General features: G+C 65.7%; 19 protein-coding genes. 9 read left to right on the top strand and 10 right to left on the bottom strand.

Translation table 11 applies throughout. The features are described from left to right. The first annotated feature begins 37 nt into the window (after positions 1–37). A complete protein-coding gene (locus R2C4_RS10640) occupies positions 38–226 on the top strand; it encodes a hypothetical protein (RefSeq protein WP_008556487.1) in 189 nt (62 codons plus the stop codon). On the opposite strand, the gene R2C4_RS10635 is transcribed toward R2C4_RS10640, so the two are convergent. Beyond that, on the bottom strand, positions 223–1,023 hold the full coding sequence (locus tag R2C4_RS10635; protein ID WP_414671955.1) for an alpha/beta fold hydrolase: 801 nt from the start codon (positions 1,021–1,023) through the stop codon (positions 223–225). The two genes, R2C4_RS10640 and R2C4_RS10635, sit on opposite strands and share 4 nt — an antisense overlap. 61 nt (positions 1,024–1,084) lie before the next feature. Here R2C4_RS10635 and R2C4_RS10630 point away from each other — a divergent pair, with 61 nt between their 5' ends. After that, the gene (locus R2C4_RS10630; RefSeq protein WP_141890610.1) at positions 1,085–1,450 is read left to right on the top strand and encodes a hypothetical protein; all 366 of its coding nucleotides are present in this window, start codon (positions 1,085–1,087) and stop codon (positions 1,448–1,450) included. Between the two features lie 52 nt (positions 1,451–1,502). On the opposite strand, the gene R2C4_RS10625 is transcribed toward R2C4_RS10630, so the two are convergent. Both R2C4_RS10625 and glyA read right to left on the bottom strand, forming a co-directional pair. Beyond that, positions 1,503–2,333: a DUF817 domain-containing protein gene (locus R2C4_RS10625; RefSeq protein WP_208764535.1), complete on the bottom strand. Its 831-nt coding sequence runs from the start codon at positions 2,331–2,333 to the stop codon at positions 1,503–1,505. Between the two features lie 478 nt (positions 2,334–2,811). Further along, positions 2,812–4,107, bottom strand: coding sequence for a serine hydroxymethyltransferase (glyA, locus tag R2C4_RS10620; protein WP_141890608.1), 1,296 nt, complete (start codon positions 4,105–4,107; stop codon positions 2,812–2,814). Positions 4,108–4,276: 169 nt separating this feature from the next. Here glyA and R2C4_RS10615 point away from each other — a divergent pair, with 169 nt between their 5' ends. Then, positions 4,277–5,038 carry an NAD kinase gene (locus R2C4_RS10615; protein WP_141890607.1) on the top strand — a complete coding sequence of 254 codons (762 nt, stop codon included), beginning with the start codon at positions 4,277–4,279 and terminating at the stop codon, positions 5,036–5,038. Positions 5,039–5,795: 757 nt separating this feature from the next. On the opposite strand, the gene R2C4_RS10610 is transcribed toward R2C4_RS10615, so the two are convergent. The 4 genes from R2C4_RS10610 to R2C4_RS10595 form a co-directional block, all read right to left on the bottom strand. Continuing rightward, positions 5,796–7,238, bottom strand: coding sequence for an amidase family protein (locus tag R2C4_RS10610; RefSeq protein ID WP_141890606.1), 1,443 nt, complete (start codon positions 7,236–7,238; stop codon positions 5,796–5,798). Positions 7,239–7,344: 106 nt separating this feature from the next. Then, positions 7,345–9,237 carry a propionate-CoA ligase PrpE gene (prpE, locus tag R2C4_RS10605; RefSeq protein WP_141890605.1) on the bottom strand — a complete coding sequence of 631 codons (1,893 nt, stop codon included), beginning with the start codon at positions 9,235–9,237 and terminating at the stop codon, positions 7,345–7,347. 263 nt (positions 9,238–9,500) lie between these two features. Further along, positions 9,501–9,893, bottom strand: a complete 393-nt coding sequence (locus R2C4_RS10600; RefSeq protein ID WP_058287262.1) for a GFA family protein — start codon at positions 9,891–9,893, stop codon at positions 9,501–9,503. A gap of 44 nt (positions 9,894–9,937) precedes the next feature. Next, positions 9,938–12,211 carry an NADP-dependent malic enzyme gene (locus R2C4_RS10595; protein ID WP_141890604.1) on the bottom strand — a complete coding sequence of 758 codons (2,274 nt, stop codon included), beginning with the start codon at positions 12,209–12,211 and terminating at the stop codon, positions 9,938–9,940. Between the two features lie 163 nt (positions 12,212–12,374). Here R2C4_RS10595 and R2C4_RS10590 point away from each other — a divergent pair, with 163 nt between their 5' ends. The 6 genes from R2C4_RS10590 (at position 12,375) to R2C4_RS10565 (ending at position 18,547) form a co-directional block, all read left to right on the top strand. Then, complete coding sequence (locus tag R2C4_RS10590; protein WP_141890603.1) at positions 12,375–13,463, top strand: cupin domain-containing protein; 1,089 nt, start codon at positions 12,375–12,377, stop codon at positions 13,461–13,463. A gap of 89 nt (positions 13,464–13,552) precedes the next feature. After that, positions 13,553–13,945: a cytidine deaminase gene (locus R2C4_RS10585; RefSeq protein ID WP_141890602.1), complete on the top strand. Its 393-nt coding sequence runs from the start codon at positions 13,553–13,555 to the stop codon at positions 13,943–13,945. Further along, positions 13,945–15,249: a thymidine phosphorylase gene (locus R2C4_RS10580; RefSeq protein WP_141890601.1), complete on the top strand. Its 1,305-nt coding sequence runs from the start codon at positions 13,945–13,947 to the stop codon at positions 15,247–15,249. Before R2C4_RS10585 ends, R2C4_RS10580 begins: the two co-directional genes overlap by 1 nt. Next, positions 15,249–16,460, top strand: a complete 1,212-nt coding sequence (locus R2C4_RS10575) for a phosphopentomutase (protein ID WP_141890600.1) — start codon at positions 15,249–15,251, stop codon at positions 16,458–16,460. The genes R2C4_RS10580 and R2C4_RS10575 overlap by 1 nt, the downstream gene beginning before the upstream one ends. Before the next feature lie 75 nt (positions 16,461–16,535). After that, the gene (gene upp, locus R2C4_RS10570; RefSeq protein ID WP_141890599.1) at positions 16,536–17,168 is read left to right on the top strand and encodes a uracil phosphoribosyltransferase; all 633 of its coding nucleotides are present in this window, start codon (positions 16,536–16,538) and stop codon (positions 17,166–17,168) included. 179 nt (positions 17,169–17,347) lie between these two features. Then, positions 17,348–18,547 (top strand): SPOR domain-containing protein, encoded by a 1,200-nt coding sequence (locus R2C4_RS10565; RefSeq protein ID WP_141890598.1) that lies wholly within the window; start codon positions 17,348–17,350, stop codon positions 18,545–18,547. A gap of 96 nt (positions 18,548–18,643) precedes the next feature. Here the strand turns inward: R2C4_RS10565 and R2C4_RS10560 are convergent, their stop codons facing one another. From R2C4_RS10560 to R2C4_RS10550, 3 genes are all read right to left on the bottom strand, one after another. After that, positions 18,644–19,456: a class I SAM-dependent methyltransferase gene (locus tag R2C4_RS10560; protein WP_141890597.1), complete on the bottom strand. Its 813-nt coding sequence runs from the start codon at positions 19,454–19,456 to the stop codon at positions 18,644–18,646. Between the two features lie 112 nt (positions 19,457–19,568). Further along, complete coding sequence (locus R2C4_RS10555; protein WP_141890596.1) at positions 19,569–20,579, bottom strand: hypothetical protein; 1,011 nt, start codon at positions 20,577–20,579, stop codon at positions 19,569–19,571. 103 nt (positions 20,580–20,682) lie between these two features. Then, positions 20,683–22,311 (bottom strand): AMP-binding protein, encoded by a 1,629-nt coding sequence (locus R2C4_RS10550; RefSeq protein ID WP_141890595.1) that lies wholly within the window; start codon positions 22,309–22,311, stop codon positions 20,683–20,685. Between the last annotated feature and the right edge of the window lie 32 nt (positions 22,312–22,343).

Genomic DNA, 22,343 nt, shown 5'->3' with positions numbered 1-22,343 from the left:
CTGTGCGCAGAACAGTCAGAGGCAAAGGAGAAAGCCCATGTTGCGTCTTGCATCCATCCTGTATTCGCTGATTGGCAGCAGCCTGGCAGGCGCCGGGGTGATCGCTGTACTTGCAGCAGGGCTGGTCACGACCCAGGCGATCCTTGCCGCCGCGGCTGCTGGCGCCGTTCTGGGGATGCCGGTCGCTTGGCTGGTCGCCAGGCAGCTCTATGCCCGCGGGGCCTAGGCGTTGAGGAACACCCGCGCGGCGGCCTCGAACTCCCGCGGCTTCTCGGCGTGCAGCCAATGGCCCGCGCCGGGCAGCTTGGCAAAGCGGGCATTGGGGAACCGCGCGCGGATTTCGCCGCGGTGCTCCGGCAGCACGTAATCCGAGTCCGACCCTGACAGGAACAGGGCAGGCCCGTCCCAGGCGGCCTCGGTCTGCGGGAAGGACATGATGTTCGGCATCTGCTCTGCCAGCGTGTCCAGGTTCAGCTTCCAGCGCTTGTTCGGCAGATCCAGCGACTGGGTGAAAAAGCTCTGCAGCGCAGCGTCCACCCCGGCCTCGGCCAGCCGGGCGGCGGCCTCGGGGCGGCGCTCGATGCTCTCCAGGTCCAGCGACTTCATCGCGTGGATATACTGGATCTGCGTATGGCCATAGGCCACCGGCGCGATGTCGGCGACCACCAGTTTGCGCACCGCCTCGGGGTGATTGAGCGCCAGCATCATCGCCGCCTTGCCGCCCATTGAATGGCCGATCACATCCATCCGGCCGCCATGGGCCGCGATCACCTCCGCCAGATCCTCCGCCAGCTCCGGATAGGTGTGGCTGTCGCTGCGCGGGCTGTCGCCGTGGTTGCGCATGTCCACCGCAACCACCTGCCGCTCATCCGACAGGCGCTTGGCGATGACGCCCCAGTTGCGGGCCGAGCCATAGAGGCCGTGGGCAATCAGAAGCGGGGGTTTTCCGGTGGCGGAGCCATGAGTGATCGTGTTCAGCATGGCGCCTTGATAACCGGGCAGGCAAAGGCTTGCCAGCCCCATTGAGGCGGGCGCGGGCGCGGGCTAGGGTGGCGCAACACATCAGCCGAGGGAGAGTGCCGCAATGGCCGCCAGCCTGGATCAGGATATCGAAGACATCCGCACGCTCCTGAAGGAGCGCGAGCACGCTTCCGGCGACCTCGCCGCCGCGCTGAAACTTGTCCGCCGCCGCCTGCCGCGGCGGGTTTACAAGCAGGGCATGAAACTGGCCGGTGCGCTGCCGCTGCTGGAACACCCCAAGCTGCGGCAGACGGTGGACGAAAAACCGCTGCGCGGCGCCGCCCGCGAGGTCAAGGCGCACTTAAAGGAAATCGACATTGCCGACCGGCGTAAGGGCTACTGGCTCGGGGTGCTCGGCAGCATGGCCTTTTCGGTGCTGGTGGTTCTTATCCTGCTGGTGGTGGTGCTGCGCTGGCGCGGGCTGGTCTGATTTCCCGCTTTACGCGGCCTGCGATGTGAAAGCCTCTCCTGACCGGCCGCCCTTAAACCCGCCGCTGCTGCCCGGCAACTGGCGGCGGGCGGTCCGCCGCGGCGGCAGGAGACAGCGCATCGCGGAACACCAGCGTTACCGTGACAAAGCTGACGTACAGCAGAAGATACCACGACCCCATTTTTGCCAGACTCACCCACTCGCCGCTGGCCTGACCGTTGTAGAGCCAGGTTTTCGTGCCGGTGCCCACATTCTCCGCCAGCCACAGGAAAAAGCTCGACAGAAACGCCGCCAGCGGCAGCGGCATCCAATAAAACTGCTCGCCGATGCGGAACCAGACGCGGGTGCGGGCAAACAGCAGCACGGTAGCGGCAAACAGGCCCAGCCGGATGTCTGGCAGATAGTGGTGGGCATAGAAGTTGCCATAAATCGCAGCGGCCAGCAGCACGGTGGTCCAGAACGGCGGGTAGGGGGCGAAATGCATGTCGAACAACCGGATCACCCGCGCCATGTAAGAGCCGACGGCGGCATACATGAAACCGGAAAACAGCGGCACATCGTACAGCTTGATCACTCCTGCCCCGGGATAGGCCCAGCTGCCCGCCTGCACCTTGAAGATTTCCATCGCGGTTCCGGTCAGGTGGAACAGCAGGATCACCCGCACCTCGCGCCAGCTCTCCATGCCGGCGGCCAGCAGCAGCCCTTGCAGCGCCAGCGCATAGATGAGCAGCGCGTCATAGCGGGCCAGCGGCCATTCCGGCTGCCAGAACCAGCCCGTGAAAATCAGCCCGGCCAGCAGCAGGATCCCGAAGATGGCGGCCCACCCCTGTTTCAGGGTAAACATGATGAACTCGGCGGCGGCCAGCGGCAGGCGTGCCCGCATTCCGTCGCCCAAACGCCGCTCCAGGCGCCGGGTCCGGTTCGTGGCCGGTGAGTCTTGGAAAAGGAACATAGGATGGCTGCTCTACAATTTCTTGGTTCAAAACATTAGCTAACCCTCGGGCCTGCCGGAAAACCTTTCCCTGATCTTTCTGAAAACGCAATCAGGAAGCGGTCGGCATGTGCACGTGTTTGACCCGCGGCGTCCAGAGTCCGGGCGGGGCTTTGCGCTCCGTTGAACCGCGCCAAGCGCTCCCGCCCTTTTCCGGCCTGCCTGCGGCCGTCCCGAAAGCGTTGGGCAGGGCGCCGTGCGGGCCGCACGGCGCGGGCAGCGCCCCTCTTAGGGGCGCTGCCGGGCCCAAGGCCCGTGCTGGGGCATCTGCGATGCACCGGCGGGGCGCGGGAGGGCTGCCTTTGCGGCAAGGAAAAACCGCCGCGGCTGATGGGCCGCGGCGGTTCGTTTCTGTCAGTGCCGTAAAGGCTTACAGGTTCGGGTAGAGCGGGAATTTGGCGCAGAGGTCCGCCACCTTGGCGCGCACCGCGGCTTCCACATCGGCGTTGCCCTCTTCACCGTTGGCCGCCAGCCCGTCGATCACCTCGATGATCAGATCGGCGATCTGGCGGAACTCCGCCTCGCCGAAGCCGCGGGTGGTGCCCGCCGGGGTCCCGAGGCGCAGGCCGGAGGTCACGGTCGGCTTTTCCGGGTCGAACGGGATGCCGTTCTTGTTGGTGGTGATATGGGCACGGCCCAGCGCCTTGTCGGCAATGTTGCCGGTCACGCCCTTGGGCCGCAGGTCGACCAGCATCACATGGGTGTCGGTGCCGCCGGTCACGATGTCCAGGCCGCCCTTGATCAGCTGGTCCGCCAGCGCCGCCGCGTTGGCCCGCACCTGCTTCTGGTAGGCCTTGAACTCCGGCTTCAGCGCCTCGCCGAAGGCCGCCGCCTTGCCTGCGATCACATGCATCAGCGGGCCGCCCTGAATGCCCGGGAAGATCGCCGAGTTCACCTTCTTGGCAATCGCCTCGTCATTGGTCACGATCATGCCGCCGCGGGGGCCGCGCAGGGTCTTGTGGGTGGTGGTGGTGGCGACATGCGCGTGCGGGAACGGTGAGGGGTGCTCACCGGCGGCGATCAGGCCCGCGATGTGGGCCATGTCGACCATGAAATAGGCGCCGACGCTGTCCGCGATTTCACGGAACTTGGCAAAGTTGATCTGGCGCGGGATGGCGGAGCCGCCGGCGATGATCAGCTTGGGGTTATGCTCGGTGGCCAGCGCCTGGATCTGGTCGTAGTCGATCCGGTTGTCATCGCGGCGCACGCCGTAATGCACGGCGTTGAACCACTTGCCCGACTGGTTCGGCGCAGCACCATGGGTCAGGTGGCCGCCGGAGGCCAGATCCATGCCCAGGATGGTGTCGCCGGGCTGCAGCAACGCCTGGAACACGCCCTGGTTGGCCTGGCTGCCGGAGTTCGGCTGCACGTTGGCATATTCGCAGCCGAACAGCTGCTTGGCGCGGTCGATCGCCAGGTTTTCGGCGACGTCGACATACTGGCAGCCGCCATAGTAGCGGCGCCCCGGGTAGCCTTCGGCGTATTTGTTGGTGAGCACGGAGCCTTGCGCTTCCATCACCGCGGCGGAGACGATGTTCTCGGAGGCAATCAGCTCGATCTCGTCGCGCTGGCGGCCCAGCTCGGCCGTGATCGCGCTAAAAAGCTCAGGATCGCGCTCGGCGAGGGGCTGGGTGAAAAAGCCGGGGTCACGGGTCGCTTCAGTCATGGTGGCTCCGTTGGAGTAGGGGTCAGAACTGAGCGATTTCCTATCGGAAACATCTTTGCGCAGGAAGCCTGTAAAGCGACATTTCCCTGCGACAGAACGGCAACTATGGCCTTTGGCGGAAAGCTGTGATTGTTTCGGAACCAGTTGCCTAATACCGGAAACAGATTTGATGGGTTTGAGTATCGCCTTTCTGGCCAGCGAAGCGGAGGTTGCCCAGGAAGCCCTCGACAAACTGGCCCGCCGCTATGGCCATGTTCCCCCCGAAGAGGCTGACATCATCGTTGCGCTTGGCGGTGACGGTTTCATGCTGAGCACCCTGCACACCATGGTGGACAATCCGGCGCCGGTTTACGGCATGAACCGCGGCACCGTTGGCTTTCTGATGAATGAATACCGCGAGGACGGGCTGATCGAGAGGCTTGGCGACGCCGTGCAGGAGATCATCAACCCGCTGTCGATGACCGCGATGGACCGCCGCGGCGAGGTCCACAAGGCGCTCGCCATCAACGAGGTGTCGCTGCTGCGGGCAGGTCCGCAGGCCGCGCGGCTCAGGGTGTCGGTGGACGGCCGGGTGCGGATGGAGGAGCTGGTCTGCGATGGTGCGCTGGTCTCCACCCCGGCGGGTTCCACCGCCTATAACTATTCGGCGCACGGGCCGATCCTGCCGATCGGCGCCGACGTGCTGGCGCTGACTGCGATTGCCGCCTTTCGTCCGCGGCGCTGGCGCGGGGCGCTTTTGCCCAGCAACGCGATGGTGCGCTTTGACGTGCTGGAGGCGGCCAAGCGCCCGGTGATGGCCGATGCGGATTCGATTTCGGTGGCCGATATCGACTGGGTCGAAATCCGCATCAATCCGCAGATCCGCCACAAAATCCTGTTCGACCCCGGCCATGGGCTGGAAGAAAGGCTGATTTCCGAGCAGTTCACTTGACCGTTTAACGGAAGATTCACGAGTTTGTGAACTTCCCGGTAACGATTCCATGCGATGCTTTTCCACAGGCAGATGTGGATGGCGTCTGCCGCAGGGCTGGCGCACCACAGTGCCGTACCGGCGTGTTTCGATTAATTAGTGACCTTGTTTGCAGCCGGTAACGCCCACGGAGCCTGCGCCCGAAGCCGGGTCCGCCTGTTATGGCGGGAGGGGCGCTGTATTTAGCGAGTTGTCTGGGTATGGAAGTTCCCCGGGGGCGGTTCACACCGTTCCCCGGGACCTTAGATCTGCCTCCCGTGCATCCGGATCCTGGACTGTGAGACGGGCCGTAGGGCTTGCCTGTGTGACAGGCCCGGCGTGCTGGCCTGTCTTCTGTGCCTTTCGCCATTGCCTTCATCTTGTCGTGCAGTGCGGAGCAAGCGCCCGTCAGCCGAGGCGGCCGGCGCATGCGTGCCGTGCGGCGTCTGAAAATGCTGGAGAAGCCGCGCGTGGCGTTGCTCTCGCAACGAGCCGGTCCGCCCGAAACCGGCAGGGGGCGTGCGGCCGCAGGCCCCCTTGGCGGCGGGCTCTCGCTTTACGCGGATGCCCAGCCAGGGGAGTGTCCGCTCACCGCTGTCTGATTGCTGTCCGGCGCTCTGAGAGGCGGCAGGCGGCGGCCGTTTGCATCACTCCTGGCGAGAGCCGCCGGCCGCTGCCAAACCCGGCAAAGCCCCCAGATCTTTCACGCGGCGCGCGGTGCCTCGCCAGGCCGCTGGTTTCAGGCGGAGGCCGCCTGCATTTTTTCCCACAGCGGCAGGCACATGCGGCCGGCGCGGGCCTCGATCGCGGCGCAGGCGTCCACCGCCAGATCCTCGCGCCAGCGGCGGGCTGCGATCTGCACGTTGATCGGCTGCGGGCCGCCGGGCAGCTCTGCCAGCCGGGCCGGCACGGAGGCCGCGGGCAGGCCAAGGAAGTTCATCGCATAGGAATAGACCGCGCAGCCCAGCACCTCATGCACGCCTTCCGCGCCTTCTGTGTCGCGGTCGGGGCGGAAGAAGGGCTGCGGCAGGAAGGGCGACAGCACCAGCGGGTAGTCCTGCAGAAACAGCGACCATTGCCGCGCGTAATGGGTCCGCTTGGCCATCATCTGCAGCAATTCCTGCCCGGCAAAGGGCGGAAACTCCTGAAAGTAGACGGCAAAGATATCCCGCACAGTCTGCGAACCGGCCGCGTCCACATCCTGCTTCATCAGCGCATAGATCTCGCCCATCAGCGCGCGGTAGCCGGTGCGCCCGGCGTCAAACACGCATGGAGGCTCCACTTCTTCAACCTGATAGCCCGCATCGCTGAGCGCATCGCGGGCAAAGTCCAGCGCCGCCTCGACCTCCGGGTGCAGCTCATAGCCATGGGTGTTTTTCGTGAAGGCGACCTTGATGGGACCATCCAGCGCCGCGCCGCGCCAGGGTATCGGCACGTGGAAGGGGTCGCGCGGATCCGCGGCAATCAGGGAGGGCATCGACAGGTGCAGGTCTTCGGCGGCACGGGTGATCAGCCCCTGCACCGACATCAGCTGCGCCAGCAGGCCGCGCTCCGCCGTCTGGCTGGGGTTCCAGGCAGGGACCCGGCCCAGGCCCGGCTTGACCGTGACGGCGCCATTGGCGGCGGCGGGAAAGCGCAAACTGCCGCCGATGTCGTTGCCATGTGCCAGCGCGCCGATCCCGGCCATCACCGCGGCCCCGGCACCGCCGGAGGAGCCGCCAGGGGAAATGTGCCGCCCCCAGGGGTTATGAGTGCGTCCAAACAGCGGGTTGTCGGTGTCGGCGCGAAAGGAGAACTCCGGCGTGTTGGTGCGTCCGATCACCACCGCGCCGGCCTTGTGCAGATTCTCGACCACGGGCGCGTCCGCCGGGGCGATCAGGTCCTTCAGTGCCGTCACCCCGTTGGAGGTGGCGTGGCCCTTCTGATCCACATTGATCTTGATGGTGACCGGCACTCCGTGCAGCGGACCGGGCTGCGCGCCGTTTGCGCGTGCCTTGTCCAAGGCGCAGGCACGTTCCAGCGCCTCGCTGCTCAGGTCCTCGACCACCGCATTCAGGGCCGGGTTCACCGCCTTCATCCGGTCAATTGAGGCCTGCACCGCGTCTTCTGCGCGGACATCGCCTGCGCGGGTCAGGGCGGTCAGTTCAGTTGCGCTCAGGCGCCATAGGTCATTCTTTGCCATCTGCTCTTCTCCCTGGGTCCGCAGCCTAGGCGGGCAGGGCAGAGTTGCAAGGGAAACCGGGCGGCAGGACCGCCCGGTTTCTCCAAATTTCCTGTTGAGGAATTCCTCAGCTCTTGGCGTAGCCGATGGTCTGCAGCGCCGCGGTGATCTCGTCCAGGATCGCCGGATCGTCGATGGTCGCGGGCATTTTCCACGGGGTGCCATCGGCGATGTTGACCATGGTGCCGCGCAGGATCTTGCCGGAGCGGGTCTTGGGCAGCCGGTCCACCACCACCGCCAGCTTGAAGGCCGCCACCGGGCCGATCTTCTCGCGCACCAGTTTGACAACTTCGGACACCACTTCCGCGCTGTCGCGGTCCGCCCCGGCGTTGAGGCAGAGGAAGCCCACCGGCATTTGGCCCTTGAGGCTGTCGGTCACGCCGATCACGGCGCATTCAGCGACATCCGGGTGGCCTGCCAGCACTTCTTCCATGGCGCCGGTCGACAGGCGGTGGCCCGCCACGTTGATCACGTCATCGGTGCGCGCCATGATGTAGAGGTAGCCGTCCTCGTCCTTCATGCCGGCATCGCCGGTCTCATAGTAGCCGGGGAAGGTGGTCAGGTAGCTTTTCTTGAAGCGGTCCTCGGCATTCCACAGGGTCGGCAGGGTGCCCGGCGGCAGCGGCAGTTTCACCGCAATCGCGCCCAGCTCGCCCGGCGCCACCGGGTTGCCGCCTTCATCCAGAATATCGACTTCATAGCCCGGCATCGGCACGGCAGGGGAGCCGAGCTTGACCGGCAGTTCCTCGATCCCCAGCGGGTTCGCGGCAATCGACCAGCCGGTCTCCGTCTGCCACCAGTGGTCAATCACCGGCACTTTCAGCTGCTCCTGCGCCCAGGTGATGGTGTCGGGGTCCGCACGCTCGCCGGCCAGATAGACCTGCTTGAGGCAGCTGAGGTCGTATTTTCCGACGTATTCACCCTTCGGGTCCTCGCGCTTCACCGCGCGGAAGGCGGTGGGGGCGGTGAAGAAGCTCTTGACCTTATGCTCGGAAATTACCCGCCAGAAGGTGCCCGCATCGGGCGTGCCCACGGGCTTGCCTTCGAACACGATGGTGGTGTTGCCGTGAATAAGCGGCCCGTAGCAGATATAGCTGTGGCCCACGACCCAGCCCACATCGGACGCCGCCCAGAACACGTCGCCAGGGTCGACGTTGTAGATGTTCTTCATGGTCCAATTGAGCGCCACCAGCTGGCCTGCGGTGTGGCGGATCACCCCCTTGGGCTGGCCGGTGGTGCCGGAGGTATAGAGGATGTAGGAGGGGTGGTTGCCCTCGACCGGGACGCATTCGGCCGGCTCCACGCCGTACTGGAAGCCGTGCCAGTTCACGTCACGGCCCGGAACCAGCTCCGCCACTTCCTGCTCGCGCTGGAAGATCACGCAGAAATCAGGCTTGTGCGCGGCCAGGTCGATGGCGCCGTCCAAGAGCGGCTTGTAATGCACGATCCGGCCCGGCTCGATGCCGCAGGAGGCGGCGATGATCGCCTTGGGCTTGGCATCGTCGATCCGCACTGCCAGCTCGTTGGACGCAAAGCCGCCGAACACCACCGAATGCACCGCGCCAATGCGGGAGCAGGCCAGCATCGCCTCCAGCGCTTCCGGGATCATCGGCATATAGAGGATGACGCGGTCGCCTTTCTCCACGCCCTTGGCGCGCAGCGCGCCGGCCAGGGTGGCAACCCGGTTCCTGAGCTCGACATAGGAGATTTCACGCTTGGTATGGGTGACCGGGCTGTCATAGATGATCGCGGTCTGCTCGCCGCGGCCTTCTTCGACATGGCGGTCGACGGCGTTGTAGCAGGTGTTCACCTTGGCATCGGCAAACCACTCGTAAAGCCCCTCACCTTTGTCAAACAGCGCCTGCTTCGGGGCCTCGTCCCAGCTGATGCCCTTGGCGGCCTCCATCCAGAAACCTTCCGGATCCTGTTTCCAAGTGGCGTAAATGTCCTGATATCCCATGGTGTCTATCTCCTCCTTCCATCTGCGTAGGCGAGGAACCGGGGAGCGGGCAAGTTTTGCCGTTTCCGCACGCAAGGTTCGTCAATGAATTTACAGGATCTGCCCGGATTCACGCAGATGTTTTACCGGATTTACAACCCCTGGCCGGTTTGCACCCGGCGTGCTTTGCAAACCCGTGTTTGCTGCAGAATAATCCGGAAAGGCGCAGAAAGTTTGCAAACTTGCAAACCCAGCTGCTGCGCGCGCGAAGCTGCTGCAGGGAATCACCCGCTGGAGGATTTGGCATAGCGCGGCAGGCTGTCTTTCAGCTCCAGCCAGCTCACATGATCGGAATGGAACACATGGAACCTGGGCGGCACGGCGCCCGGGCTTTCCAGCGTTGCCGTGTAAAGGTGAATGTTCACCGGATCGCGGCTGGTGCGGTAGGCCATCTGGGTGCCGCAGGTGCCGCAGAACAGCCGTTCGACGCCTTCAGAAGAGTTGTAGACGCTCGGCGCTGCACCGGACCAGTCGACCGCCTCATGCGGCAGCCCGAAGAACGCGGTGACAGGTGCTGCGCATACGCGGCGGCAGTCGGCGCAGTGACAGTAGCAGCTCCAGGCCGCCTCGGCCTGGCTCTCCCAATGCACCGCGCCGCAGTGGCAATGCCCTCTCATCTCCGGCCTCCCTGATTGGGCGGCCGGCGAACGGGGCCGCGCAGTTAACCGTAGTGCGCGACCGGGGTGCCGGCAATGGCGGCCATGTTCAAAAGGCCCCGTGCCGTGATCGAGGGCGACACGATATGGGCGCGGTTGCCCATGCCCATCAGGATCGGCCCGACCTCCAGCCCGCCGGCCCGCATCTTGAGGATGTTGCGCACACCCGAAGCCGCATCGGCATGGGCAAAGATCAGCACGTTAGCGGCCCCCTCCAGCCGCGAATTGGGGAAGATCCGCTCGCGCAGCTCCGGGTCCAAAGCGGTGTCGATGTTCATCTCGCCCTCGTAAACGAAATCGCGGCGCTTATCGTCGAGGATTTCGATGGCGGCGCGCAGCCGGCTGCCGGTGTCGCAGGAGATATTGCCGAACTGCGACTGCGAGCACAGCGCGATCTTCGGCGCGAGGCCGAAGCGGCGCACATGGCGGGCGGCGCCGATCACGGTTTCCGCGATCTGTTCCGGGGTCGGCTCCACATGCACATGGGTGTCGGCAATGAACAGCGGGCCGTCTTCCAGGATCATCATCGACAGCGCCCCGTGCGGCGAATAGGTGCCGCCGCCCAGAACCTGCTGCACGTAATTCAGGTGCCAGCGGTACTCGCCGAAGGTGCCGCACAGCAGGCTGTCGGCCTCGCCGCGGTGCACCATGATGGCGCCGATGGCGGTGGTGTTGGTGCGCATGATCGCCTTGGCCAGATCCGGCGTCACCCCGCGGCGCTGCATCACCTTGTGATAGCTGTTCCAGTAATCGTAATAGCGCGGATCGTTTTCCGGGTTCACCAACTGGAAATCCCGGCCCGGGCGGACGTCCAGCCCCAGCTTTTCGCAGCGGCGCTCGATTACCTCGGGGCGGCCGATCAGGATCGGGGTTTCGGTGGTTTCCTCCAGGATCGCCTGCGCCGCGCGCAGCACCCGCTCGTCCTCGCCCTCGGCAAAGACAATGCGGCGGGCGGCGGCGCGGGCGGCCTCGAACACCGGCCGCATCAGCAGGGCGGATTTGAACACCGTCTGGTTCAGCTTCTGCTTATAGGCAGTGATATCTTCGATCGGGCGCGTCGCCACGCCGCTTTCCATTGCAGCCTTGGCCACGGCGGAGGACACAACCGCCACCAGCCGCGGGTCAAACGGTTTCGGGATCAGGTAATCGGCGCCGAAATTCAGCTGTTCGCCCTTGTAGGCCGCCGCGGCCTCGGCGCTGGTGGTGGCGCGGGCCAGTTCGGCGATGCCGTCGACGCAAGCAATCTGCATCTCGTCATTGATTTCGGTGGCCCCCACATCCAGCGCCCCGCGGAAGATGAAGGGGAAGCACAGCACGTTGTTGACCTGGTTGGGAAAATCGCTGCGGCCGGTGGCGATGATCGCATCCGGCGCCACCTTGCGCGCGGCCTCAGGCATGATCTCCGGCGTCGGGTTGGCGAGCGCAAAGATGATCGGGCGCTTGGCCATCTTGGCGACCATTTCCGGCTGCAGCACGTTCGGGCCAGAGAGGCCCAGGAACAGGTCCGCACCGTCCATCACCTCGTCCAGCGTGCGCTTGTCCGAGGCCTGGGCAAAGGCCGCCTTCTGCGGGTTCATGTCCTCTTCGCGGCCCTCGTAGACCAGCCCGTGAATATCGCACAGCCAGATGTTTTCCCGCTTCACGCCCAGCTTCACCAGCATGTTGAGGCAAGCAATCCCCGCCGCGCCGCCGCCGGTGGAAACGATCTTGATCTCCTCGAACTTCTTGCCCGCCACATGCAGCGCGTTCTTGGCCGCAGCCCCCACCACAATCGCGGTGCCGTGCTGGTCGTCGTGGAAGACGGGAATGTTCATCCGCTCGCGGCACAGTTTCTCGACCACAAAGCAGTCCGGCGCCTTGATGTCTTCGAGGTTGATCGCGCCGAACGTCGGCTCCAGCGCGCAGACGATATCGGCCAGCTTCTCCGGATCGCTTTCGTTCACCTCGATATCGAAACAGTCGATCCCTGCGAAATTCTTGAACAGGACCGCCTTGCCCTCCATCACCGGCTTGGAGGCCAGCGCGCCGATGTTGCCCAGGCCCAGAACCGCCGAGCCGTTCGACACCACCGCCACCAGGTTCCCGCGCGAGGTGTAGCGGGCCGCGTTGGCCGCATCCGCCTGGATCTCGGTGCAGGCTTCGGCAACGCCGGGGGAATAGGCGCGCGCCAGATCGCGCCCGTTGGCCATCGGCTTGGTCGCGCGGATCTCCAGCTTACCGGGACGGGGGAACTCGTGATAGTTGAGTGCGGCTTGGCGCAGGTTCTGTGAATCGGACATCTGGCGCTCCTCGAAAATCGTATTGTTTAGTGTTAAACCATTTTTCCTGCCGGAAACCTAGCGCAAACTGACGCAATTGGGCGCGGCGGCGGCCCGGCGGCGGCTTCTTGCATAAAGCCTGCCCTGCGGCCACAGTTCCGGGCAAATGAAAAGGGAGTGAAAAATGAGCGGCACAATCGCCGAAATCCGCCTGCCCACGCAGGAGCTGCGCGACGATATTCCGTTTTACACCAAGGTTTTGGGCATGAAAATGGATATGATCTATCCGGCGGATGATCCGCGCACCGCGGTGTTTTCCGGCCACGGGCTGCGGCTGCGCATCGAAAAGGGGGCGCAGGAAAGCCCCGGCACAATCCGCATTCTGACTGAAGATCCTGATGGATTTGCCGAAGGCCAGCGCCGCCTGACCGCGCCCAACGGCACCAAGGTGGAGATCGAGGAGCGCCACCCGCCGATGGTGATGCCGGAAACGGTGCACAGTTTCGTGGTCCGCCGCCTCAAGGACCAGGCGCCCTGGATCATCGGGCGGGCGGGCATGCACTACCGGGATCTGGTGCCGGACCGGTTGGGCGGTTCGATCATCGCCAGCCACATCCGCATTCCCGACGGCGGCCCGGTGCCGGACATGGTGCATTTCCACCGCGTCGGTTTCCAGCTGATCTTCTGCATCCACGGCTGGGTCGATGTGGTCTATGAGGATCAGGGCGAGAAGATGCGGCTGACGGCGGGCGACTGCTTCATCCAGCCGCCGGAAATCCGCCACCGGGTGCTGGAGGCCAGCGACAATGTGCAGGTGATCGAGATCGGCGTCCCGGCTGAGCATGTGACCGAGATCGACCACGAGATGACCTTGCCGACGCCGCACTTTCGTCCCGAACGGGAATGGCAGGGGCAGCGCTTTGTCTTCAACAAGGCCGAAGGTGCCGAATGGATGCCGTTCCGGCTGCCGGGCTACATCTGCCGCGACACCACGATTGCCGAGAACACAAAGGGCGTTGCCGGCGTGCAGGTGGTGCGCCGGGGCGAGGGTGAGCCGCAATGGGCCGCGCATGACACCGACATCCATTTCACCTTTGTGATGAACGGCACGGTCACGCTGGAGGGTGAAGGCCGTGAACCCTACCGGCTGGAACAGGGCGACGCCTTTGTCATCCCGCCCGGCATGAAGACCCGCCTCAGTGAACCGTCGCAGGACGTTGAACTGCTGGAGGTGACCCTGCCCGGCGTGTTCAATACCAGGCTGGGGCAGTGACGGAACCTCACCCGGGGGCTTTCGCTCCCGGGGCCGTTTCCGCTATCCTGCGGCATCTTGACCAGATGATCAAAAAACGGGGAATCGCCATGAGCCTCAGAAACGCCGCCGCCGCGGTCCGGGAAAACGCCCACGCGCCTTATTCCAAATTCAAGGTCGGCGCTGCCGTGCGCTCTGCCTCCGGCCAGATCTATGTGGGCTGCAACGTCGAAAACGTGGCCTATCCGGAAGGCACCTGTGCTGAGGCGGGCGCCATCGCCGCGATGGTGGCCGCGGGCGAGACAGAACTGGCCGAGGTCTATGTGATCGCCGATTGCCCGTCGCCAATTCCGCCCTGCGGCGGCTGCCGCCAGAAGATCAAGGAATTCGCCGGCAATGACGTAAAGGTGACCATGGCCACCACCGATGGCGCCGAACGGGAATCCACCGTCGGCGACCTGCTGCCGGGCGCCTTTGACACGGACCATTTGGAGCGCAAGTGATGGACGCCCGCGCCATCAATGCAAAGCTCCGGCGCGGCGAAACCCCCGGCGAAGCGGATCTGCGCTGGTTTGCCGATGGCCTGGCCAGCGGCGCGGTTTCGGACGCGCAGGCCGGGGCCTTTGCCATGGCCGTCTGCCTGCAGGGCCTCAGCGTCGAGGGCCGCCGCGCGCTGACCCTGGCGATGCGCGACACCGGCGATGTGCTGAGGTGGGATCTGGACGGCCCGGTGCTGGACAAGCATTCCACCGGCGGCGTGGGCGATTGCGTCTCGCTGCTGCTGGCGCCTGCGCTGGCGGCTTGCGGTGCCTATGTGCCGATGATTTCGGGCCGCGGGCTGGGCCATACCGGCGGCACGCTGGACAAGCTGGAAGCCATTCCCGGCGTCTCCATCAACGTCAGCGAAGACCATCTGCGGGGCATGATGCAGGACGTCGGCTGCGCCATTGTTGGCGCTACCGCCCAGATCGCGCCTGCGGACAAACGGCTCTATGCCATCCGCGATGTGACCGCCACGGTGGAAAGCCTCGACCTGATCACCGCCTCGATCCTGTCCAAGAAACTGGCCGCGTCCCCGGATGCGCTGGTGCTGGACGTCAAGATCGGCTCCGGCGCCTTCATGAAAACCGCGGACGACGCCCGCGCGCTGGCGCAATCCCTCTGTGACACGGCCAATGCGGCCGGCTGCAAGACCTCGGCGCTGATCACCGACATGAACCAGCCGCTGGCGCCCGCGCTTGGCAACGCGCTGGAGGTGGCGGAGGTGATGCGGGTGCTAACCGGCGGTGAGTCTGGCCCGCTGGCAGAGATCACCGCAATCCTGGGCGGCGAGCTGCTGTCCCACGCGGGCCTCGCCGCAGATGCGGCGGAGGGCGCGGCCAAGATTGCCGCGACCCTTGCAGACGGCCGCGCGGCTGACCGCTTTGCCCGGATGATCACCGCCCTGGGCGGGCCGGCGGATTTTGCCGGCCGCTGGCAGGACCATCTGACCGGCGCCGAAGTTGTCCGCGAGATCACGGCCCCCGCAGCCGGGCATATCACGGCCATGAACGGCGAGGCGCTTGGCCTGGCGGTTGTCGCCCTAGGCGGCGGCCGCATGGTGGAAAGCGACCGCATCCACCCGGGCGTCGGGATTTCGGACATTGTCCGCCTGGGCCAGCAGGTCGGGGCAGGGGACACCCTTGCCCGCATCCACGCGGCCAGCGATGATGCGGCAGAGACGGCGGAGGCGGCCTTTCTCGCGGCAATCTCCATCGGCGAGGCGCCCCGGTCCCTGCCGCCGCTGGTTCACGAAAGGATCTGCTGATGCCCCGTGCCTTCCTTGTGGTGATGGATTCCGCCGGCATCGGCGGCGCGCCGGATGCCGGCACCTTCTTCAACGGCGACCTGCCGGACCTAGGTGCCAACACGCTGGCCCACATCGCCCAGGCCTGCGCCGCCGGCAAGGCGGAGGAGGGCCGCAGCGGCCCGCTGAATGTGCCGAACCTGGAACGGCTTGGCCTTGGGGCTGCGATGCGGCTGGCGTCCTCGGTGCCGTTTCCAGGGCTGGACGCTGAACCGCAGGGCCGCTGGGGCTGTGCCCGCGAACTCAGCCGCGGCAAGGACACGCCTTCAGGCCATTGGGAGCTGGCGGGCCTGCCGGTGCCCTGGGACTGGCATTACTTCCCCGATCAGGCGCCCTCCTTCCCTGAGGATCTGAGCGCCTTTGTGGCGGAGCAGGCAGGCACCGATGGCACTCTCGGCAACTGCCACGCCTCCGGCACGGTGATCATCAGCGACCTCGGCGCCGAACACACGCGGACGGGCAAGCCGATCTGCTACACCTCCGCCGACAGCGTGTTTCAGATTGCCGCGCATGAAGAAACTTTCGGCCTCGACCGCCTGCTGAAGCTCTGCAAAGCGATTGCCCCGCGGCTGCACGCGATGAAGGTGGGCCGGGTCATTGCGCGCCCCTTCATCGGCTCGGCAGAAGAAGGCTTCACCCGCACCACCAACCGCCGCGATTATGCCATCACCCCGCCAGCCCCTGTGCTGACCAACTGGGTGCAGGACGCGGGCCGCAAGGTCCACGCCATCGGCAAGATCGGCGACATCTTCACCATGTCCGGTATCGACACCCTGAAAAAAGGCTCTGATGCCAAGCTGATGGAGCATTTGTTTGACGCGGTGGAGACAGCGGAGGACGGCAGCCTGACATTCGCCAACTTCGTCGAATTCGACAGCCTCTACGGCCACACCCGCAACATCTCCGGCTACGCCCGCGCGCTGGAGTGGTTCGACGCCGAACTGGGCCGCCTGCTGCCCAAGCTGCGCCAGGGCGATATTCTGGTGCTGACCGCCGATCACGGCAACGATCCCAGCTGGCCCGGCTCCGACCATACGCGCGAACAGGTGCCGGTTCTGATCGCAGGGCTTGACGCAGGCCCCATCGGGCAGGTCAAATTCGCCGATGTGGGCGTCTCTGTCGCGGCCCATCTGAACGTCCCGGCCCAAGGCCCGGGCAAGAGTTTTCTTTGACCTCATGGTCAAAACCCGCTTGCCTGCCGCGGCCAAGCCCGTAAAAGCGCTGCAACCAAATCTGAGGAGTGCCCCATGACCGACCACCTGACCGTTGTTGATCACCCGCTTGTGCAGCACAAGCTGACCCTGATGCGGGACAAGGGCACGTCCACTGCGGGCTTCCGCCGCCTGCTGCGCGAGATCACCCAGCTTCTGGCCTATGAAATCACCCGCGAGATGCCGCTGACCACCACCACCATCGAAACCCCGATGGAGGAAATGGAAGCGCCGATCCTGGCCGGCAAGAAACTGGCGCTGGTGTCGATCCTGCGGGCGGGCAACGGCATGCTGGACGGCGTGCTGGAGCTGATCCCCTCGGCCCGCGTCGGCTTTGTCGGCCTTTACCGCGACGAGGAAACCCTGGAGCCGGTGCAGTATTACTTCAAGGCGCCCGAAGGGCTGAAGGACCGTCTGGTGATCGCGGTGGACCCGATGCTGGCGACTGGCAACAGCTCTGCCGCTGCCGTCGACCTGCTGAAGGAAGCCGGCGCCAACAACATCCGTTTCCTGTGCCTGCTGGCGTCGCCCGAAGGCGTTGCCCGGATGAAGCAGGCGCACCCGGATGTGCCGATCGTCACCGCGTCGCTGGACCGCGAAATCAACGCCAAGGGCTATATCCTGCCGGGCCTGGGCGATGCCGGCGACCGGATGTTCGGCACCAAGTAACCGCCTCCGCGCCAAGGCGCCCCAGCGCGCCTTGGCCGCTTTCCGGCAGACCCGGCCCCTGCAACCCTTTGCTCCAATTGGCGCGAAAATTGCCCGGGTGCAGCCGTATTGTTGCCGCAGAATCTTTACTCACAGGCCAGAGTCAGGCATCCTGCAGCCATATTTTGTGGGGCTCAGGAATGAAAATAACTAGAATTATTGCACTGGCCATCATCACGGGGGCTTCAGGCGCAGCAGGCGTACAGGCACAAACCCTGCGCCCAACCAGCCCGCCCGCCGAATATCCGCCGGCCTCCTACGACGGGCGGCAATTTGTCGACAGCCGCGGCTGCGTCTACATCCGGGCAGGCATCGACGGCAACGTGACCTGGGTGCCGCAGGTGACGCGCTCGCGCAAGCAGATCTGCGGTTTGCAGCCGACCCAGCTGGCCGGAACCACCCAGCAGCAGCCGCGCGCCGCGGCGCCGGAATTGATCACGCTGGAGCCCAGCCAGCAGCCCGCGCAGACGGCGGACCCCGCGCCGGCCGCTTCCGCGCGGCCTGCGGCCAGCCCGCCGCCCCAGGTGGCGGCCACCGCAAAACCGCGCCGCACACCGCAAACCGCCAGCGCCCGCCCGGCACCTGCCGTGGCCGCCGCTGCTGCGCCTGCGCCCGCTGTCAGGAAAGTGGTGCAAGCAGCCCCGGCGCCCGCCGCCGCTGTGCCGCAGTCCTCCGTGGCGCTGACGCCGAACACCCGGGTGGTGCAGACCCACATCTACCAGGAGCGCCGCCTCAGCAACAGTTTCCAGGTGCCCCAGGGCTACCGGCCTGTCTGGACCGATGGCCGCCTCAACCCGCAGCGCGCGGTGCGCACGGTGCGGCCTGCGGTGGTGACCGGCGCGGCCCAGGTCCCGCCCGGCTATCTGAGGGTTGAGCGCGAAGACGGCCGCCTGAACCCGATGCGCGGCCTGCGCTCGCCGCAGGGGGACGCGCAGATGGCGCGGGTCTGGAACGACGAGGTGCCGCGCCGCCTAGTGCAGCTGCCGCTGGACCGTCCCACGGTAAGACTGCCGCGCGAGGCCCGCCGCAGCCCGGCTGAGGCAAAGGAAACCGGGCTGCGCCTGTCCACCCGCTCGGCACCGGGCGCAAAGGCACCGGACCACGCCGCCGCGGCACCGCGCTATGTCCGGGCCGCGACCTACGCAGACGCGGATCAGGCCCGCGCCGCGGCCCGCAAGCTGGCCGCAACGGGGCTGCCGGTGCGTCTGGGAACCGTCAGCCGCAAGGGTCAGCCCTACAAGGTTGTGATGGCGGGACCGTACCGGGACGAGGGCCAGGCTGCCGCCGCGCTGGCCAAGGCGCAGCAAGCCGGTTTCAACGGCGCCCGGCTCAGCAAATAACGTCCTGCGGGCAAGCGGATGAACAGGCCGGGCTGCTGCCCGGCCTTTTTCCATTGCCTGCCCGGGTGCCGCCCGATGACGGCTCGGACCCGGGCGCTACTGCCGCCGGCAGGTAAAGACATGGGCAGCCAGGGGCATCCGCAGCGGCGGCGGCCCCAGGCGGGTGCGCAGGGCGTCCAGAATGGCGCTTGCAACCTCGTCGGGATCCACGCCGCCCCGGCTGCGGATTTCGTCGATCAACGGATTGCCATAGACCAGCGCTTCCGCGAATTTTTCCGGATCCTGCAGGGCTTTGTCCAGCGTAACCTCTTCATGGCCGGTGCCGGCCCAGTCCTCGCCATTCAGATCCGCCTTCACCGCTTCGGGGTCGCCGTAATGGAACGGAACCTTGTAGAACCCCGGCGGATCATCCGGGAAAAATCGGGCGGCCTCGCTGTCGGCGATTTCGGCAAACGGGTTCTGCGCCATCGGCGCCCAGACGCTGAAGACATACCGCCCGCCGGGCTTCAGCACCCGCGCGGCTTCCCGGAAGGCAGCGGGTTTGTCGGGAAAGAACATCACCCCGAACTGGCAGGCAACCAGGTCAAAGCTGCCATCGTCGAAGGGCAGCGCCATCGCATCGGCGGCTTGCAGGGTAACATTGGCGGCGCCGGACAGTTTCGCCTCTGCCAGGGCCAGCATCGGTTCATTCAGGTCGGTGACAGTCAGCTTGCAGTCCGGCGGCAAACTCTGCCTCAGCCGTTGCGAGACAATGCCGGTTCCCGCCGCCAGTTCCAGCACGTTTTGCGGGCTGTGGCCGCGGCACCGTGCGGCCAGGTCATCCGCATAGTCACAGAAAATAACCGGCCCCAGGCCCCTGTCGTAAAAGCCTGGAATATCCCCCGTAAAGCTGGCTGCAGTCTCCGGCATGGCTCCATCCCCCCTGAACTCGCGTTTGCGCAGATTTGACGATCCTAGCAGATCCGGCGCATTTGGGCGATTGGCAGGGTTTCGGCAGCGGGCCGCAGGGCCGAGGACGGGATCAGCCGCAGATGTTTTGCAGCTGCACCCAGTCGCGGTCGTTCAGCACTGGCTCCAGCTCGCGGCCGGCCATCGGGTCGGCTTCGATCAGCCCCAGAACCGATTCACCCGTGATATCCAGCGCATACGCATAAGGCGAGGAGGGCAGGGCGGCGCGGGCAAATTCCGCCAGCAGCACCTGGTCCGTAAGCGCAGGCCGCGGGCTGGCCAGGGTGGCCTCGGCATAGGCGTCCAGCGTGGAGCGGTCCACATCGCCGGTGGTCAGCAGTCTAAAGGTGGCAAGAACCCCGCCCGCCTCCAGCAGCTCAAACATCGGGTCGCTGGCCTCCGCGCGGGCGCGTTCCGCCAGAATTGCGCCGGCCGCCACCGCCGGATCCTCGAAATCCTCCACAAAGGCGCGGTTCAGCAGCACGATGCCGCCGGGCAGATGCAGGCTGCCGGGAATGCCGGAGCGCAGGACCGCCAGCTGCCGCACCCCGGTGCGCTGTGCCAGGGTCTTCAGGATCGGCGCCGCCTCCGGCGTGGCGCAGGCCGGGCCGGAGACCCGCTCGATCCGCCCCAAAAGCGCCTGGCCGATGGCCTTGCGCTTGATCTCAGGCACCACGCTGACCGCGTGGCGGGTGACGGCGCCGGGCAGCCACAGCACCAGCAGCGCCATCACCAGCGCCAGCATGCCCAGGATGCTGACCGCCCGCAGCCGCCCAGGCCGCGCGCGGGAGCGGCCGATGGCGTTCTGCACCCGGGAAATCGCCTCCAGCATGGCGGTTTCGTCCTCGGCGATTTCCAGCGTCTCGCCGGGGTCGCCATCGGGGTGGAACAGGGCAGGGAATTCTCCTGGATTGGCACGCTCCACCGCCGCCAGCGACCAATGCGCCAGCGGCCGGTCGTTCATGCTAGCAATCGTCAGCGTCGCATCGCCCAGCGAGATGATCACATCCCGCCGCTGCGCCTCAGGATCTGCGCGCCACAAGCCCGCAGCCTCCAGCCGCTCGAATTCCTTTAATGCCGTCATGCAGCCCGCCCGGCCCCCGTGATTATCATTGCCGCCAGATTAATCACATAAAACAGGGGCGGCAATTTGCTTTGCCGCCCCGGATCGCCTTCACAGCCGGAAATTACAGGTTCTTTGCGATTTTTCTCAGCTCGAACTTCTGGATCTTGCCGGTGGAGGTTTTGGGCAGCTCCTGAAACACCACTTTCTTCGGCGCCTTGAAGCCGGCCAGCGTCTCACGCGAGAAGGCGATCAGCGCCGCCTCGTCGGTGCTGGCGCCCGGCTTCAGCTCGACAAAGGCGCAAGGCACCTCGCCCCATTTCTCATCCGGCATCGCCGCGACCGCGGCCAGCAGCACATCAGGATGCGCCATCAGCACGCCCTCCACCTCGACAGAGGAGATGTTCTCGCCGCCGGAGATGATGATGTCCTTGGCGCGGTCCGCAATCTGGATATAGCCGTCGGGGTGCTGCACCGCGAGGTCGCCGGAGTTGAAATAGCCGCCCTTGAAGGCCTCGGCCGTGGCCTCCGGGTTCTTGAGGTACCCTTTCATCACCACATTGCCGCGCAGCGCAATCTCGCCCTGGCTCTGGCCGTCCATCGGCAGCACGTTGTGATCGCTGTCGCGCACAACCACCGGCTCCAGCATCGGCATCGCGACGCCCTGGCGGGATTTCTTGGCGGCAATGCCCGCCTTGTCCAGCCCGTCCCAGTCCCCCGCCTTCCAGTAGCATTCGGTGACATGGCCGAAGGTTTCGGTCAGCCCGTAGACATGGGTGATGTTAAAGCCGAGGTTTTCGATCTTCGACAGTGTCGCCGGGGCAGGCGGGGCGCCCGCGGTGAAGACCTCCACCGTGTGGCCGAAGGTGCGGCGTTCCTCGTCCAGCGCGTTGACCAGCATGTTCAGCACGATCGGCGCGCCGCCGAAATGGGTGACGCCCTCGTAATGGATGGCGTTGTAGATGTTCTGCGCGCTGATATCGCGGCAGCAGACCAGGGTGCCGCCGATCAGCGGCATCATCCAGGTGTGGTTCCAGCCATTGCAGTGGAACAGCGGCACGATGGTCAGATAGACCGGATGCAGCACCATCCGCCAGGACACCACCGTGCCCATGGTCATCAGATAGGCGCCGCGGTGGTGATAGACCACGCCCTTGGGCCGCCCGGTGGTGCCGGAGGTGTAGTTCAGCGCCAGGCTCTCCCATTCGTCTTCGGGCATGACCCACCGGAAGTCCGGATCGCCGCTGGCCAGCAGCGCCTCGTATTCCATGTGGCGGCCGGTGGCGTGCCAGCTTGCCTGATCATCAGCCACCTCGATCAGGACCGGGGCAGGGCCTTCCATCTCCTCCACCGCGGCCTCTGCCAGTTCCAGAAACTGCGGATCGACCAGCACCGCCTTGGCCCCGCCGTGCTCAAAGATATAGGCAACCGTGCCTACGTCCAGCCGGGTGTTGATGGTGTTCAGCACCGCACCGCAGGCCGGCACGCCGAAATGCGCCTCCGCCTGAGCGGGGATGTTCGGCAGCAAGGTCGCGACCACATCGCCGGGCTTCACCCCCAGCGTTGCCAGGCCGGAGGCCAGGCGGGTGCAGCGCTCATGATACTCGGCATAGGTCTTGCGGTGCTTGCCATAGCTGACCGCCAGATGGTCCGGAAACACCTGCGCCGCCCGCTGCAGATGCGACAGCGGCGTCAGCGGCACATAATTTGCGGCGGTCTTCTCCAGACCGGTTTCATCCGCCATCCACCCCATCAGTTTCCTCCCCTGAATCACTTTGGTGTCGC

The organism is Leisingera aquaemixtae (assembly GCF_006740765.1).
Lineage (GTDB): Bacteria > Pseudomonadota > Alphaproteobacteria > Rhodobacterales > Rhodobacteraceae > Leisingera > Leisingera aquaemixtae.
This window is presented reverse-complemented; position numbering and strand designations above follow the sequence as displayed.